An 11946-nucleotide genomic window follows, 5' to 3' on the forward strand; every position below is an offset into this window, starting at 1 on the left:
GGCGGCGTTCAGTCCGCGGGCAGCCAGTCACTGAGGGCGGGGTGGCGCCGGAGCGCCACGAAGATCTTCTTGTCGTCGGCGGGTGAAGCCGGGTCGAACAACACCTCGGCGCCCGCGATGGTGGTGTCCTTGGTCCGACGAGTCACCCAGTGCCGGACGCCCGCGAGGTCGGCGAACACCACGGTCACGTCCGCGCCCACGACACGGGTGCCGGACTCGTCCCCTCCCAGGCGCAGCTTGACGTCGACGATTTCGGCGGGCACCCGCCGCCCGGACCGCAGCAGCCGTTCCCTGGTGCGCGCCATCTCGGCGTGCTGTCGCGAAAGCCCGACGGTGTACCACAGGGCGAGCAACGTCAGGAGGAGCAGGAACGCGGGCATCCACAGGTCGGCGTAGTACATCAGCCACGCCCAAAACCCCCACTTTTCATCCGTGTGGAAGACGGGGTCGACCGCGGTGCCGACGGCGAGCGGCGGAAGCCACCCTCGCGACGAATCCCAGAGGCCGAGCGTACTGGCCGCGAGGACCAGTACGGCCGGGAACGCCGGCCCCGACTGCCGTCCCTGGTAGCGCCGCACGGCCAGCCCCGCGAGGCCGCCGGCGGCGAAACACCCGAGGAGACCGAAGGTTCCCCAGATCGCGCGGTACGGCGGATCGCCGTCGCCGAGGTCGTCGAAGACGCTGTCGATCGCCATGGTCCGGAACTGCTCCAGGATTTCGCCGAATCCGTCGCCGGTCACGAAACCGCAGACCAGGGTGGCCGCGGAGGCCACGATCGCGCCCACGAGCAGGCGGCGGTCACCTCGCAGGCGCTCGATGCGCTCGTACCGGGCCCGGGCCGGGTCCACTGTGTTCATCACGCTCACCTCCGTTTCGGCTGCGCCCAGCCTCCGCCGAACCGGGTGCTACCGAACCCAGGTTTTGCTTCCTAAGCCTATTAGGCAAGTCCCGAATGGACTATGGTAGAGTCGACGGCATGGCAAGAGCGGGACTGACCACGGAACGGGTGGTCCGAGCGGGCGCGGACATGGCCGACGAGATCGGCTTCGAGCTCGTGACGCCGACAGAGCTCGCGAAGCGGTGCGGCGTCAAGACGGCGAGCCTGTATTCGCACGTCAGGAACGCCCACGAACTGAAGACCGAGATCGCCCTGCTGGCCTTGACGGAACTCGCCGATCTCGCCGCCACCGCGGTGGCGGGCCTGGCGGGCAAGGACGCGTTGATCGCACTGGCGAACGTCCACCGCGACTACGCCCTCGAACATCCCGGCAGGTTCACCGCCGCGAGGTTCCGGCTCGCGCCGGAACAGGCGGCCACCAGCGCCGGCGTCCGGCACGCCGAGCTGATGCGGGCGATCCTGCGCGGTTACGACCTCGCCGAGCCGCATCAGACGCACGCGGTCCGGCTGCTGGGCAGCGTTTTCAGCGGCTACCTCGGCTTGGAGGCCGCCGGAGGCTTCAGCCACAGCACCCCCGGCTCGCAGGAGAGCTGGACCGAGATCCTCGACGCGCTCGACATCCTGCTGCGCGCTTGGCCCCGAACGAAATGACCGGAGAAATGTGTACGACCCCGATCACCGCCGCCCTCGTCCGCGGCGCACTGGACCTCGAGTACACCGAACGCGGCGTACTCCCCCACCGGCTGCCCGCGCGCGCCAGGCAGCAGATCCCCGACGAACAGCTGGCCATGGCCGAATCGCAGCCGTCCGGCGTGCGGCTGATCTTCCGTACCGCGGCGACGGTCGTCGAACTGGACGTCATCGCCACCAAACGGTTCCTCGTCGGCGTGCCACCCCGGCCCGACGGCGTCTACGAACTGCTCGTCGACGGCAGGCTCGCGGGACAGGCGAGCGTGACCGAGGGCGACACGATCAGCGTCGACATGGCCACCGGCGCCAGGACGCACCAGCCAGGGCCTGTGCGCACCCTGCGCTTCACCGGCCTGCCCGCCGACGAGAAGGACGTCGAAATCTGGCTGCCGCACAACGAAACGACCCGGCTGGTCGCCCTGCGCACCGACGCGACCGTCCACAATGCACCGTCGAGCGGCCGCAAGACCTGGCTGCACCACGGCAGTTCCATCAGCCAAGGCTCCAACGCGGCGACCCCGACCGGGATCTGGCCCGCCACGGCCGCGGCTCTCGCCGGCGCGGAGCTGGTCAACCTGGGCTTCGGCGGCAGCGCGCTTCTCGACCCGTTCACCGCCCGCGCCATGCGGGACACCGCCGCGGACCTGATCAGCGTCAAGATCGGCATCAACGTCGTCAACGCCGACCTGATGCGGCTGCGCGCGTTCGGCCCGGCGGTACACGGTTTCCTCGACACCATCCGGGAAGGGCATCCCAGCACGCCGTTGCTGGTCGTCTCGCCGATCCATTGCCCCATCCACGAGCACACCCCCGGGCCCGGCCAGTTCGACCCCGATGGCCTACGGGAAGGAAAAGTGCGGTTCAGGGCCACCGGGGTTCCCGCGGAAACCGCCGCGGGGAAGCTGACGCTCACCGTGATCCGCGGGGAACTCGCCCGGATCGTCAAGGAGCGGAGCGCGACCGATCCGAACCTGCGCTACGTCGACGGCCTGGAACTGTACGGCGAAGCCGACCATGCCGAGCTGCCGTTGCCCGACCGTCTCCATCCGGACGCGGCCACGCACCGGCTCATCGGAGAGCGCTTCGCGAAACACCTCGCCATCGGCGGGTCGTGAGCGTGGGGTCGCCGCGTTTACTGTGCGCGTATACGTCGGTAGTCCCTTCCACGGTACCTATTTTTCTTCCTGTCCAACGAAAGTCGGTACCCGCCCACCGGTGACGCGATCACCATGATCGGCACCGGATCACCGGTGCCGGGCCACCTCGACCGTGCCCGGCTACCCCACTGTGTCCAGTGCGGCCACCCCTCGCGCTGGATCCTCCCTCGCGAAAGTGAGTAACCGGTATGCGCACAAACCCCTTAGCTCGTACCGCCACCACACTGGTGGCCGCGGCCGCGGTCATCGGCTTTCTCGCCCCGTCCACGGCCACCGCCACCACCATCTCGGGCTACTCCCCCACGGTGCAGCACGAAGCCGTCACATCCCTGGCCTCGGAAGCCGGAATCAGCACGGCCGCCGCCGTCGAGTTCCTCCGGACGCAGACGGCCAGCGTGGAAACACTGCAGAAGGTCACCGCGTCGCTCGGCGCCCGTGCCGCCGACGGCTACCTCGACGACGCCGCCAAGCCGGTGGTCAACGTGCTCGACCAGGCCGCCGCGGACCAGGTGACCGCGACCGGGGCCCAGGCCCGCGTGGTCAAGCACTCCAGCGCGGCGCTGGCGGGGGCGCAGAACGCCTTGCAGGCGTTGCCCGCCGTCACGCATACGTCGATCGGCCTCGACCCGAAGACCAACCAGGTCGTGCTGACCATCTCCGACGCGGCGAAGGGCACCGAAGCCCTCGTGAAGGCCGCCGAAGCGCTCGGCGACCGGGTCCGGGTGGAGCGGACCACCGGCGAGATGCACACCGCGATCTACAACGGCGAGGCCATCACCGGCGGCGGCACCCGCTGCTCGGTCGGGTTCAACACCAACCGCGGTGGTCAGAACTACATCCTCGACGCCGGCCACTGCACCCGCGCGGTGTCGCAGTGGAACGTCGGGCCGTCGCAGGGCGCCAGCTTCCCGACCAACGACTACGGCCTGATCCGCAACACCACCGGCAGCGCGCCCGGCGCCGTCACCCTGTGGAACGGCTCCACCCAGCGGATCGCCTCCGCCGGTACCGCCACCGTCGGGCAGCGGATCAGCAAGAGCGGCAGCACCACCCGCCTCACTTCGGGTTCGGTGCAGCGGCTGAACGTCACGGTGAACTACGCCGAAGGCGCGGTGCACCAGCTGATCCAGACCAACGCGCTGGCCAACCCCGGTGACTCCGGCGGCTGCCTCTTCTCCGGCAGTGTCGGGCTCGGCATCACCTCCGGCAAGGGCAGCGGCACCTCGTACTACCAGCCGATCGGTGAGGCGATGAGCGCCTACAGCGTCACGCTCAACCCGTAAGCACGTCGCGAGGCCGGGCGCTGGTCACCGCGACCGGGGCCCGGCCTGTGCGTGGAAATAGTCGACGGTGTGGTCACGAAAGCGCTGGGCGGCAACGGAAAGATAGGTGTCCTCGCGCCACGCGACGCTGAGCACGCGGCGACAGTCGGGATCGTCGACGTCGAGCCAGACCACCGTCGGGCTGGTGACCGACCGCAGCCCCAGGGAGGGCACCAACGCGATGCCGAGGCCCGCGTCGACGAGCTGGAAGAGCACCGCGGCCTCGTCTCCCTCGCAGACGACGTGCAACGCGAGACCGGCCTTCGCGAAAAGACGATCGACGAGCGCACGCTGCCAATAACCGGGCCGCGTGGTGAGAAACGGCTCGCCCTCCAGATCCGCGAGCCCGACGTGACCGCGCCCGGCGAGCCGGTGACCGGCGGGCACGCAGAGCATCACCTTTTCGTCGAGCAGCACGCGACTGTGGATGTCGTCGCCGGGCAGCGGCTGCGACGTGACGCACAGGTCGACGTCGCCGGATCGCAGCTTCTCCGCCATCCCCTCCCCCGACGCCTGGGACAGCCGCACGTCCACCAGCGGATGGCCGGGGACGAAGGTACGCAGCGGTTCGGTGAGCACGAGCAGGCTTTCGGCCGCGACGGTGACCGCGCCGCGTTCCAGCCCGGTGGCATCGTCGAGTTCCTGCCGGGCGTCGTCGAGCTCGGCCAGTGCCCGGTCGACGCGGCGGAGGAACGCGGTGCCGAACCGGTTGAGCCGGATCCGGCGGCCGTGCCGGTCGAACAGCGGCACCCCCAGGTCGTTTTCCAGCCTGGCCAGGGTCCGGCTGAGCGAGGGCTGCGCGACACGCAGCTTCTCGGCGGCGCGGCCGACGTGTTCGAGCCGGGCGACCGTCTGGAAGTACCGGAGCGCCAGAAGATCCACTGCTGATACCTCACCTGTTATGAACAGATAACCGATCTTGTCTTGGACAGCATAAGCCGTGGTCTCCTACGTTCGAGCACGTGAGTGAAACCCTGACCGGCCCGAGCCGGAAGGCGAACGGCACGCTGGTGGTGAACCGGATGCTGGTGACCGCCCACGCCGTCGCGATCATCGGCCAGCCGGTGTTCGCCGGCGGCTATCTCGGCGGCGACTACGACATGCTCTGGCTGCACCGCTGGGGCGCCGACGCGGTGTCCTACCTGGCGTACGCGCAGATCCTGGCGGCGCTGGTCCTGTGGCTGGTGCGCGGACCGCGCTGGTTGTTCTGGGTCAGCCTGCTGCTCGCGCTGGGCGAGACCGGGCAGTATCTCGCCGGGATGAAGGGCGCGCTCGATCTGCACGTCCCGCTCGGCGTCGCACTGGTCACCGGAACCGTGCTGACCACGATCGCCGTCTGGCGGCCGCAGACCTGGTGGGCGAGCCGATGAGCCGCCGTCTTCCCCGCCGGACCTTCCTCGGGCTCGCCGGTGGGGCCGGCGTCCTCGTCGCCGCGGGGATCGCCGCTCCCCGCCTGATCGCACAGGGCGCGCCCGGGACGGGCGAGTTGCTGCGCAGCGCACTCCCACTGCCGGAACCGTTCCGGGTACCGCTGCCGATCCCGCCGATCCTGCGTCCACAAAGGACCGCCGATGCCGATCACTACACGATCACCCAGCGCGCGGCGACGGCCGAGATCCTGCCCGGTGTCCGGACGCCGATCTGGGGCTACGACGGGATCTTCCCTGGTCCGACGATCGAATCGCGGCGGGACAGGACGGTGGTGGCGCACCACCGCAACGAACTCCCCGTCCCGACCGTGGTCCACCTGCACGGCGGGCACACGCCCGCCGAGTCCGACGGCTACCCGACCGATCTCGTCCTGCCGCGGTCCGGCTGGACCGCCGGGCACACCGGGCACGGCATGGTCGACTCGCGCGCCCGGATCTCGAACGGCGAGCGCGACTACGTCTTCCCGCTGCGGCAACGCGCCGCGACCCTGTGGTACCACGACCATCGCATGGACTTCACCGGTCCGGCCGTGTACCGGGGCCTTGCCGGTTTCCATCTGGTCCGCGACGACGAGGAAGACTCGCTGGGGCTCCCGTCCGGGGACCGTGAGCTGCCGCTGATGATCGCCGACCGCGCTTTCGACGAGCACGGCGCCTTCGCGTACCCGTCTCTCGACCGGACGCTGCGGACCACGCCGGGGGTGGAAAGCGCTTATGTGGAAGGCGTTTTCGGCGACGTCATCCTGGTGAACGGCGCACCGTGGCCGGTGCAGGAAGTGGCTGCCGTCAAATACCGCCTGCGTGTCCTCAACGGCTCCAACGCCCGGCGCTACGACCTGGCACTGGACCCGCCGCCACCCGGCGGAGGCGGTTTCGTCCAGATCGGCGGCGACCAGGGCCTCCTCGACGCGCCACGCGAACACGACCACCTTCCCATCGCACCGGCGGAACGGTACGACCTCGTCGTCGACTTCGGCCGGTATCCGGTCGGCACCGAGGTCACCCTGGTGAACCGGCTCGGCACCGGCTCGACCGCCAAGGTCATGCGGTTCGTCGTCGCGCGCCGCGCGGCGGACGACAGCCGGATTCCGGCGAAGCTCAGCGAAATCCCGCCGCTCACTCGTGACCAGGCCACGACCACGCGGGACTTTTCGTTCCGCGCCGGCACCGTCCACGGCCGCGCGGGCTGGGTGATCGGCGGGGAACCGTTCTCGCCGGACCTGATGTCGGCGAGCCCTCGCCTCGGTGACGTCGAGATCTGGCGGTTCGTCGCCGACATCCACCACCCCGTGCATCTGCACCTGGTGGGTTTCCGGATCCTCTCGCGCGGCGGACGTCCGCCGGGGCCGTTCGACGGCGGTATCAAGGACACCGTCGACCTGAGTCCCGGCGAGTCGGTCGAGGTCATCGCCCGCTTCGACGGCTACCGCGGCCGCTACGTCTTCCATTGCCACAACGCCGAACACGAGGACATGGCGATGATGGCGAACTTCGAGGTCGTTTGAGGGTAGCCGGACCCGGTCCGTGAAGGCCTCCTTGAGGGACTCTGGGTCCCTCAAGGAGGCCTTCACGGACTCGGCCACCGCCACGTTCGCCCCACGAGTACCAGCACGCGTGAAGGCCTCCTTCCCTCGGCTCAGCCGAGGAAACTCGACCTTCATGCCTTCCCCAGTACATGATGGCCCCCTTCCTGTACATAGGCGCAAGGAAGGGGGCCTTCATGTACTCGGGAGGGCAAGGACACCGATACCGAGCCGGTCAAGTCACCGGCAGCGTCCCCGAGGCGCGACTGTCCACACGGGACGCCAGTCCGGATCTGGGCGCCCGATTTGGGCGCTTCGCCCAGCTATGAAAGGGGTCGTGAGTGATAAGGAGGGTTAGAACGACCTTTGCCACTCACGACCCCTTGACAGACCCACCCATTTCGTCATCAATCAGACATTCAGTCATCGAAATCTGTCCACAGTGGACACTAGGGGCGCGCCGGACAGGGCAACTGAGCACCTGACCTGCAGCAACCGCCGCCACTTGCGATCGAAAACCCCGTCCAAGTTCAACGTAAGCTACGTGGCATCAGGTTAGAACCATCCTCACCACTCACGAGGCCCGCACCGGGTTGGTCAGTTCGCCCACGCCTTCGATGGCGACGGTCACCACGTCCCCCGGCTTCATCGGCCCGACCCCGGCCGGGCTGCCGGTGAGCACGACGTCGCCGGGGCGCAGGGTGAACCAGCGGGTCACCCAGGCGAGGATCGCGGGCACGCCGAAGATCATCTCCCCGGTGGTGGACCGCTGGACGGTCCGCTCGTTGATCCGCGTGGTCACCTCGAGGTCTCCGCTCCCGATGTCGGTGCTGATCCAGGGGCCGAGCGGCAGCCTGCCCGGTTGGGGCTGAGCGCGGTCCACATCGGACGGTCCAGCGGGGCTCGTGAGTGGCTGCTTCAGCGCTTCCGACGGCCTGGCGTCGAACCCTCATGTCGTGAAGGGCCCCTTTGAGACCTTCATCGTCTCAAAGGGGCCCTTCACGACATCCCTACGGACCGCGACCGCTCACGTGGTGTCTGTGGGGCGAACGTGGCGATTACCGAGATCAACCCGCAGCCGGACAGCTAGCGGGACCGGCGTTCGGCCAGCCAGCGCTCAGAATCGGGAGTGCCGCCGTCGAGCTGATCCACCACCTCGTCGAGGAAGCTGCCGTGCCCGTGATCGGCCAGCGCCTTCAGCACCGCTTCGGGGTCGCCGCCCTCGATGGTCGTGAGCAGTTCGCGATGCCGTTCGACGTTCTGCATCAACGATTCACCACCGCGGCGGGCACTGCGGTTGAGCGCCATGCACAACTGCATCTGCAGGGAAAGCGCGCGATACGCCTCGGTGACGCGTTCGTGCCCGGCCAGCGCGACGATCGACTGGTGGAAGTCGTACTTGCGCTGAGTGAACACACCTTCGTCACCGTCGAGGCCCGCCTGCTCGAAAGCGGCCAGCGCGTCCCGGCAGGCCTGAAGCCGTTCCGGCGAGCGGACCGGGATCCCGATCCGGACGGCGAAAGCTTCGAGCTCTTCGCGCAGGGTGACGATTTCGTAGACGTCGTGGCGGGTCAGGGGACGGACGATGACACCGCGCCGCGGATGGGGTACGACGAGTCCTTCGAAAGCCAGCACCTGCAACGCTTCGCGCAGCGGCGGGCGGGAAACCCCGAGCCGTTCGGTGAGCTTGGCCTCGACCAGACGTGTGCCGGGCGGGAGTTCGCCGGAAAGTATCATCGCGCGCAGCGCCTGGGTCGCCAGGTCGGCCATACTCGGCGGCGCGACGATCCGGCCGTCGTCATAGCGCACGGCACCCATCGAACCCGAAGCCGTCGTCATCGAGACTCCCTCCCTTGCTGTATACGGTATATCAACCGCCTTCCTCGTGCGTGAGCGGTACCTCACGCGAGACCTGCTTGGACTTTTTGTCCAACACTTATACGGTTGGTCTCGTGACCAACGAGCATCCGTACCCGCCGGCCTTCCGCAGCGGCGACCTGGTTTCCGTGTCCGGACGGCTCGGCGTGACCGAGACGGGAGAGCCGGCACCCGGCGGCTTCGACGCCGAATGCCCGCAGGCCTTCGCCAACCTCGACGTCGCGCTGCGTTCGGTGGGCGCGACCAGGGCCGACGTGGTGAAGGTCGTCGTGTACCTGACCGACATCACCGACCGCGACGGCCTCAACCGTGTCTACGAAGAGTTCTTCGCCGAGCCCCGGCCGGCTCGAACCTGTGTCGGCGTCGCGTCCCTGCCCTACGGCGGCAGCGTCGAAGTCGAGGCCCTCGCCCGAGTACGCGATGTCTGAGCAGGACGCGATCCTCGACGCGCTCGCCCCGGTCGCCGACGGCATCGCGGCGACGCTCGGCTCGTTCTGCGAGGTCGTGGTGCACGACTTCCGCCGTCCGGAGCGATCGGTGGTCGCGATCGCGGGCTCGGTCACCGGCCGCGGTGTTGGCGGCTCGATGAGCGAGATCGGCATGGGCCTGCTCGCCCGCGGCGACGACGCCGAAGACCAGCTGAACTACGTCACCCGGACGGCGTCCGGGAAGCTGGTGAAGTCTTCGACCATGCTGTTGCGCGACAGCGGCGGCTCGGTGTTCGGCGCGCTGTGCGTGAACCTCGACGTCACCGCGTTGGGCCAGCTCAAGACCCTGGTCGGTGAACTCGCCGATGTCGGTGCCGCCACCGAAACGCCGACCACCACCTTCGGCGACGACGTCGACGCGGTGGTGGACGCGATCGTCGACGAACACCAGCTCCGGCTGAACAAACCCTGGGCCGCGCTCAGCCGCGAAGAACGGCTCGACCTGTTCCGCAGCCTCCACGCGCGCGGTGTCTTCGCCGTGCGGCGGGCGGTGCCCCAGGTCGCCGCCCGCATCGGGATCTCCCGTGCCTCCGCTTACAACTATCTCGCCGAAATCCGTGATCAAGGAGCATCATGACCGCCCCCGTGACCATCGACGACATCCGTGACGCCGCCGCCCGCCTGGCCGGTGTCGCGCACCGGACCCCGGTCGTGCGTTCCCGGACCCTCGACGACCTCGTCGGCGCCGAGGTCTTCATCAAGTGCGAGAACCTCCAGCGTGTCGGTGCCTTCAAGTTCCGTGGCGCGTACAACGCCGCGTCCCGGCTCTCGCCGGAGCAGCTGGCCAAGGGCATCGCCGCCTACTCCTCTGGCAACCACGCCCAGGCCGTCGCGCTCGCCGCTCGGGAACTCGGGAGCAGCGCGGTCATCCTGATCCCGGAGGACACCCCGCAGTCCAAAAAGGACGCCACCGCGGGCTACGGCGCCGAGATCGTCACCTACGACCGGTACACCGGCGACCGCGTCGCGATCGGTGAAGCGCTGGCGGCCGAACGCGGCCTCGCGCTCATCCCGCCGTACGAACACCCGCACGTCATCGCCGGACAGGGCACGGCGGCGCTGGAACTGCTGGAGGACACCGATTCCCTCGACACCCTCGTCGTCCCCGTCGGCGGTGGCGGCCTGATCGCGGGCAGCTCGACCGCCGCGAAGGCCGTGCGGCCCGGCATCCGGGTCGTCGGCGTCGAACCCGCCGCGGGCGACGACACCAAACGTTCGCTGGACGCCGGGGAGCGCGTGTCGATCCCGGTGCCGCGGACCATCGCCGACGGCCAGGCCGCCGAGATCCCCGGCGAACTGACCTTCTCGATCAACCGGAAGCTCGTCGACGACATCGCGCTGGTCACCGACGACGAGGTCCGCGACGCCATGCGGTTCGCCTTCGAACGGCTGAAGCTCGTCATCGAGCCGAGCGGGGCCACCGGTCTCGCGGCGCTGCTCAGCGGGCGGATTCCCGTTTCCGGCCGGGTCGGGGTGATCATCAGCGGCGGGAACGTCAGCCCGGAACGCTTCGCCGAACTGATCGCGTCCGAGTAACACCCGCAATTCGTCACCTACTCGCGATGGGCGCGCTCAGAGGCCGAGCCCGCCCGCGAGTACCGGCCAGGAGTTGCGAAGAGCGCGCTGCCAGTACGGCCAGCTGTGCGTGCCGTCGCCGTAGTAGTCGACGGTCGCCGGGATTCCCTTGGCCTTCAACCGATCCGTGAAGCTCACCGAGGAGGCCAGTGCCTGGGATTCGAAGATGTCGGACTGGCCCGGCGGATCGAGCGGGCCGGTCTTGCCGTTCCCGCACGAGAGGTAGAGCGCCGTACCGCGCAGGCCGTCGACGTGGTCGAACGGGTTGTTCGCCGTCCAGAGCGGCCGCATTCCCCAGCTGTCGCCCCAGAGTTCGAGGTAGTTGAAGACCCCCGCGCGAGCGAGGATCCCCTGGATGAACAGCGGAGCTCCCTGGTTGAGCGTGTTCGGCACGCCGCTGTAGGACGCCGCCGCGGCGAACATCCCCTTGTGCTTGTAGGAGTACGCGAGCGCGCCGTATCCGCCGATCGACAGTCCGGCGATCACCCGGCGGGTGCCCGCGCGGTAACCGCGTTCGACGATCTGCCGCACTTCGAGGGTGTGGAAGGTGTCCCAGTCCGGCGTGCTCTTGAGCCCGAAGTTCCACCACTTCGTGTACATCCCGGCGGGCCCGCCGGTCGGCATGACCACGAGGGCGTCCTTGTCCGCGGTGAACGCCTTGACGTCGGTGAACTGGTCCCAAGAGCGGTAGTCCACCGGTTCGCAGCAGCCGTGCAGCAAGTACAGCGTCGGCCAGGTGCGCGTGGGTTGCACGGCCCAGCCGGTGGGGACGAGCAGGCGGACCATGCCGGTGGTGCCGAGCGACGGCGAACTGATCTTGAGATCGACGGTCCGCGCGTCCAGCCACGTCTCCTCGACGACCTTCGCGCCGTTGTCGGCGGTGACCGGCGTTGGCGCCGCGCTCGCGGGGATCGAGCTTCCGAGCAGGGCGGCCAAGCACAGCGCCAGCGCACCCCACCGCCACGTTCGCTTCATCGTTTCTCCT

The 11946-nt window shown here is 68.9% G+C and carries 13 protein-coding genes; 8 read left to right on the top strand and 5 right to left on the bottom strand.

The annotated features are described in order from the left end of the window. Positions 1-8: 8 nt before the first annotated feature. Positions 9-857 carry a hypothetical protein gene (locus tag DMH03_RS25315; protein ID WP_125794473.1) on the bottom strand — a complete coding sequence of 283 codons (849 nt, stop codon included), beginning with the start codon at positions 855-857 and terminating at the stop codon, positions 9-11. Positions 858-976: 119 nt separating this feature from the next. Between DMH03_RS25315 and DMH03_RS25320 the strand changes: the two genes are divergently transcribed. From DMH03_RS25320 to DMH03_RS25330, 3 genes are all read left to right on the top strand, one after another. Then, positions 977-1549: a TetR/AcrR family transcriptional regulator gene (locus DMH03_RS25320; protein WP_125794474.1), complete on the top strand. Its 573-nt coding sequence runs from the start codon at positions 977-979 to the stop codon at positions 1547-1549. An 8-nt stretch (positions 1550-1557) separates the two neighbouring features. Beyond that, the gene (locus DMH03_RS25325; protein WP_125794475.1) at positions 1558-2703 is read left to right on the top strand and encodes a GDSL-type esterase/lipase family protein; all 1146 of its coding nucleotides are present in this window, start codon (positions 1558-1560) and stop codon (positions 2701-2703) included. Positions 2704-2933: 230 nt separating this feature from the next. Beyond that, complete coding sequence (locus DMH03_RS25330; RefSeq protein WP_125794476.1) at positions 2934-4028, top strand: S1 family peptidase; 1095 nt, start codon at positions 2934-2936, stop codon at positions 4026-4028. 24 nt (positions 4029-4052) lie between these two features. Here DMH03_RS25330 and DMH03_RS25335 read toward each other — a convergent pair whose 3' ends face one another. Further along, complete coding sequence (locus DMH03_RS25335) at positions 4053-4949, bottom strand: LysR family transcriptional regulator (protein WP_125794477.1); 897 nt, start codon at positions 4947-4949, stop codon at positions 4053-4055. 80 nt (positions 4950-5029) lie between these two features. Between DMH03_RS25335 and DMH03_RS25340 the strand changes: the two genes are divergently transcribed. Both DMH03_RS25340 and DMH03_RS25345 read left to right on the top strand, forming a co-directional pair. Beyond that, a complete protein-coding gene (locus DMH03_RS25340; RefSeq protein ID WP_199749008.1) occupies positions 5030-5437 on the top strand; it encodes a hypothetical protein in 408 nt (135 codons plus the stop codon). Beyond that, a complete protein-coding gene (locus DMH03_RS25345; RefSeq protein WP_125794478.1) occupies positions 5434-7002 on the top strand; it encodes a multicopper oxidase family protein in 1569 nt (522 codons plus the stop codon). Before DMH03_RS25340 ends, DMH03_RS25345 begins: the two co-directional genes overlap by 4 nt. Before the next feature lie 592 nt (positions 7003-7594). Here DMH03_RS25345 and DMH03_RS25350 read toward each other — a convergent pair. Both DMH03_RS25350 and DMH03_RS25355 read right to left on the bottom strand, forming a co-directional pair. Beyond that, on the bottom strand, positions 7595-7903 hold the full coding sequence (locus DMH03_RS25350; protein WP_233611629.1) for a fumarylacetoacetate hydrolase family protein: 309 nt from the start codon (positions 7901-7903) through the stop codon (positions 7595-7597). A gap of 203 nt (positions 7904-8106) precedes the next feature. Further along, positions 8107-8859 carry a GntR family transcriptional regulator gene (locus tag DMH03_RS25355; protein ID WP_125794479.1) on the bottom strand — a complete coding sequence of 251 codons (753 nt, stop codon included), beginning with the start codon at positions 8857-8859 and terminating at the stop codon, positions 8107-8109. Positions 8860-8972: 113 nt separating this feature from the next. On the opposite strand from DMH03_RS25355, the gene DMH03_RS25360 reads away from it, so the two are divergent. The 3 genes from DMH03_RS25360 to DMH03_RS25370 are packed head-to-tail and all read left to right on the top strand — an operon-like array spanning position 8973 to position 10922. Continuing rightward, the gene (locus DMH03_RS25360) at positions 8973-9326 is read left to right on the top strand and encodes a RidA family protein (protein WP_125794480.1); all 354 of its coding nucleotides are present in this window, start codon (positions 8973-8975) and stop codon (positions 9324-9326) included. Next, positions 9319-9963 (top strand): transcriptional regulator, encoded by a 645-nt coding sequence (locus DMH03_RS25365; protein WP_125794481.1) that lies wholly within the window; start codon positions 9319-9321, stop codon positions 9961-9963. Before DMH03_RS25360 ends, DMH03_RS25365 begins: the two co-directional genes overlap by 8 nt. After that, the gene (locus DMH03_RS25370) at positions 9960-10922 is read left to right on the top strand and encodes a pyridoxal-phosphate dependent enzyme (protein ID WP_125794482.1); all 963 of its coding nucleotides are present in this window, start codon (positions 9960-9962) and stop codon (positions 10920-10922) included. Before DMH03_RS25365 ends, DMH03_RS25370 begins: the two co-directional genes overlap by 4 nt. A 36-nt stretch (positions 10923-10958) precedes the next feature. Here DMH03_RS25370 and DMH03_RS25375 read toward each other — a convergent pair whose 3' ends face one another. Then, positions 10959-11936, bottom strand: a complete 978-nt coding sequence (locus tag DMH03_RS25375) for an alpha/beta hydrolase family protein (RefSeq protein ID WP_125794483.1) — start codon at positions 11934-11936, stop codon at positions 10959-10961. Between the last annotated feature and the right edge of the window lie 10 nt (positions 11937-11946).

The sequence above is a fragment of the Amycolatopsis sp. WAC 01376 genome, from assembly GCF_003947415.1.
In the GTDB taxonomy this organism is placed as follows: domain Bacteria; phylum Actinomycetota; class Actinomycetes; order Mycobacteriales; family Pseudonocardiaceae; genus Amycolatopsis.

Bases quoted from the DNA above. Each gene is read 5' to 3' on its own strand.
- DMH03_RS25365 (WP_125794481.1), top strand. From the start codon at position 9,319: ATGTCTGAGCAGGACGCGATCCTCGACGCGCTCGCCCCGGTCGCCGAC.
- DMH03_RS25325 (WP_125794475.1), top strand. From the start codon at position 1,558: ATGTGTACGACCCCGATCACCGCCGCCCTCGTCCGCGGCGCACTGGAC.
- DMH03_RS25315 (WP_125794473.1), bottom strand. From the start codon at position 857: ATGAACACAGTGGACCCGGCCCGGGCCCGGTACGAGCGCATCGAGCGC.
- DMH03_RS25355 (WP_125794479.1), bottom strand. From the start codon at position 8,859: ATGACGACGGCTTCGGGTTCGATGGGTGCCGTGCGCTATGACGACGGC.
- DMH03_RS25330 (WP_125794476.1), top strand. From the start codon at position 2,934: ATGCGCACAAACCCCTTAGCTCGTACCGCCACCACACTGGTGGCCGCG.
- DMH03_RS25375 (WP_125794483.1), bottom strand. From the start codon at position 11,936: ATGAAGCGAACGTGGCGGTGGGGTGCGCTGGCGCTGTGCTTGGCCGCC.
- DMH03_RS25320 (WP_125794474.1), top strand. From the start codon at position 977: ATGGCAAGAGCGGGACTGACCACGGAACGGGTGGTCCGAGCGGGCGCG.
- DMH03_RS25370 (WP_125794482.1), top strand. From the start codon at position 9,960: ATGACCGCCCCCGTGACCATCGACGACATCCGTGACGCCGCCGCCCGC.
- DMH03_RS25345 (WP_125794478.1), top strand. From the start codon at position 5,434: ATGAGCCGCCGTCTTCCCCGCCGGACCTTCCTCGGGCTCGCCGGTGGG.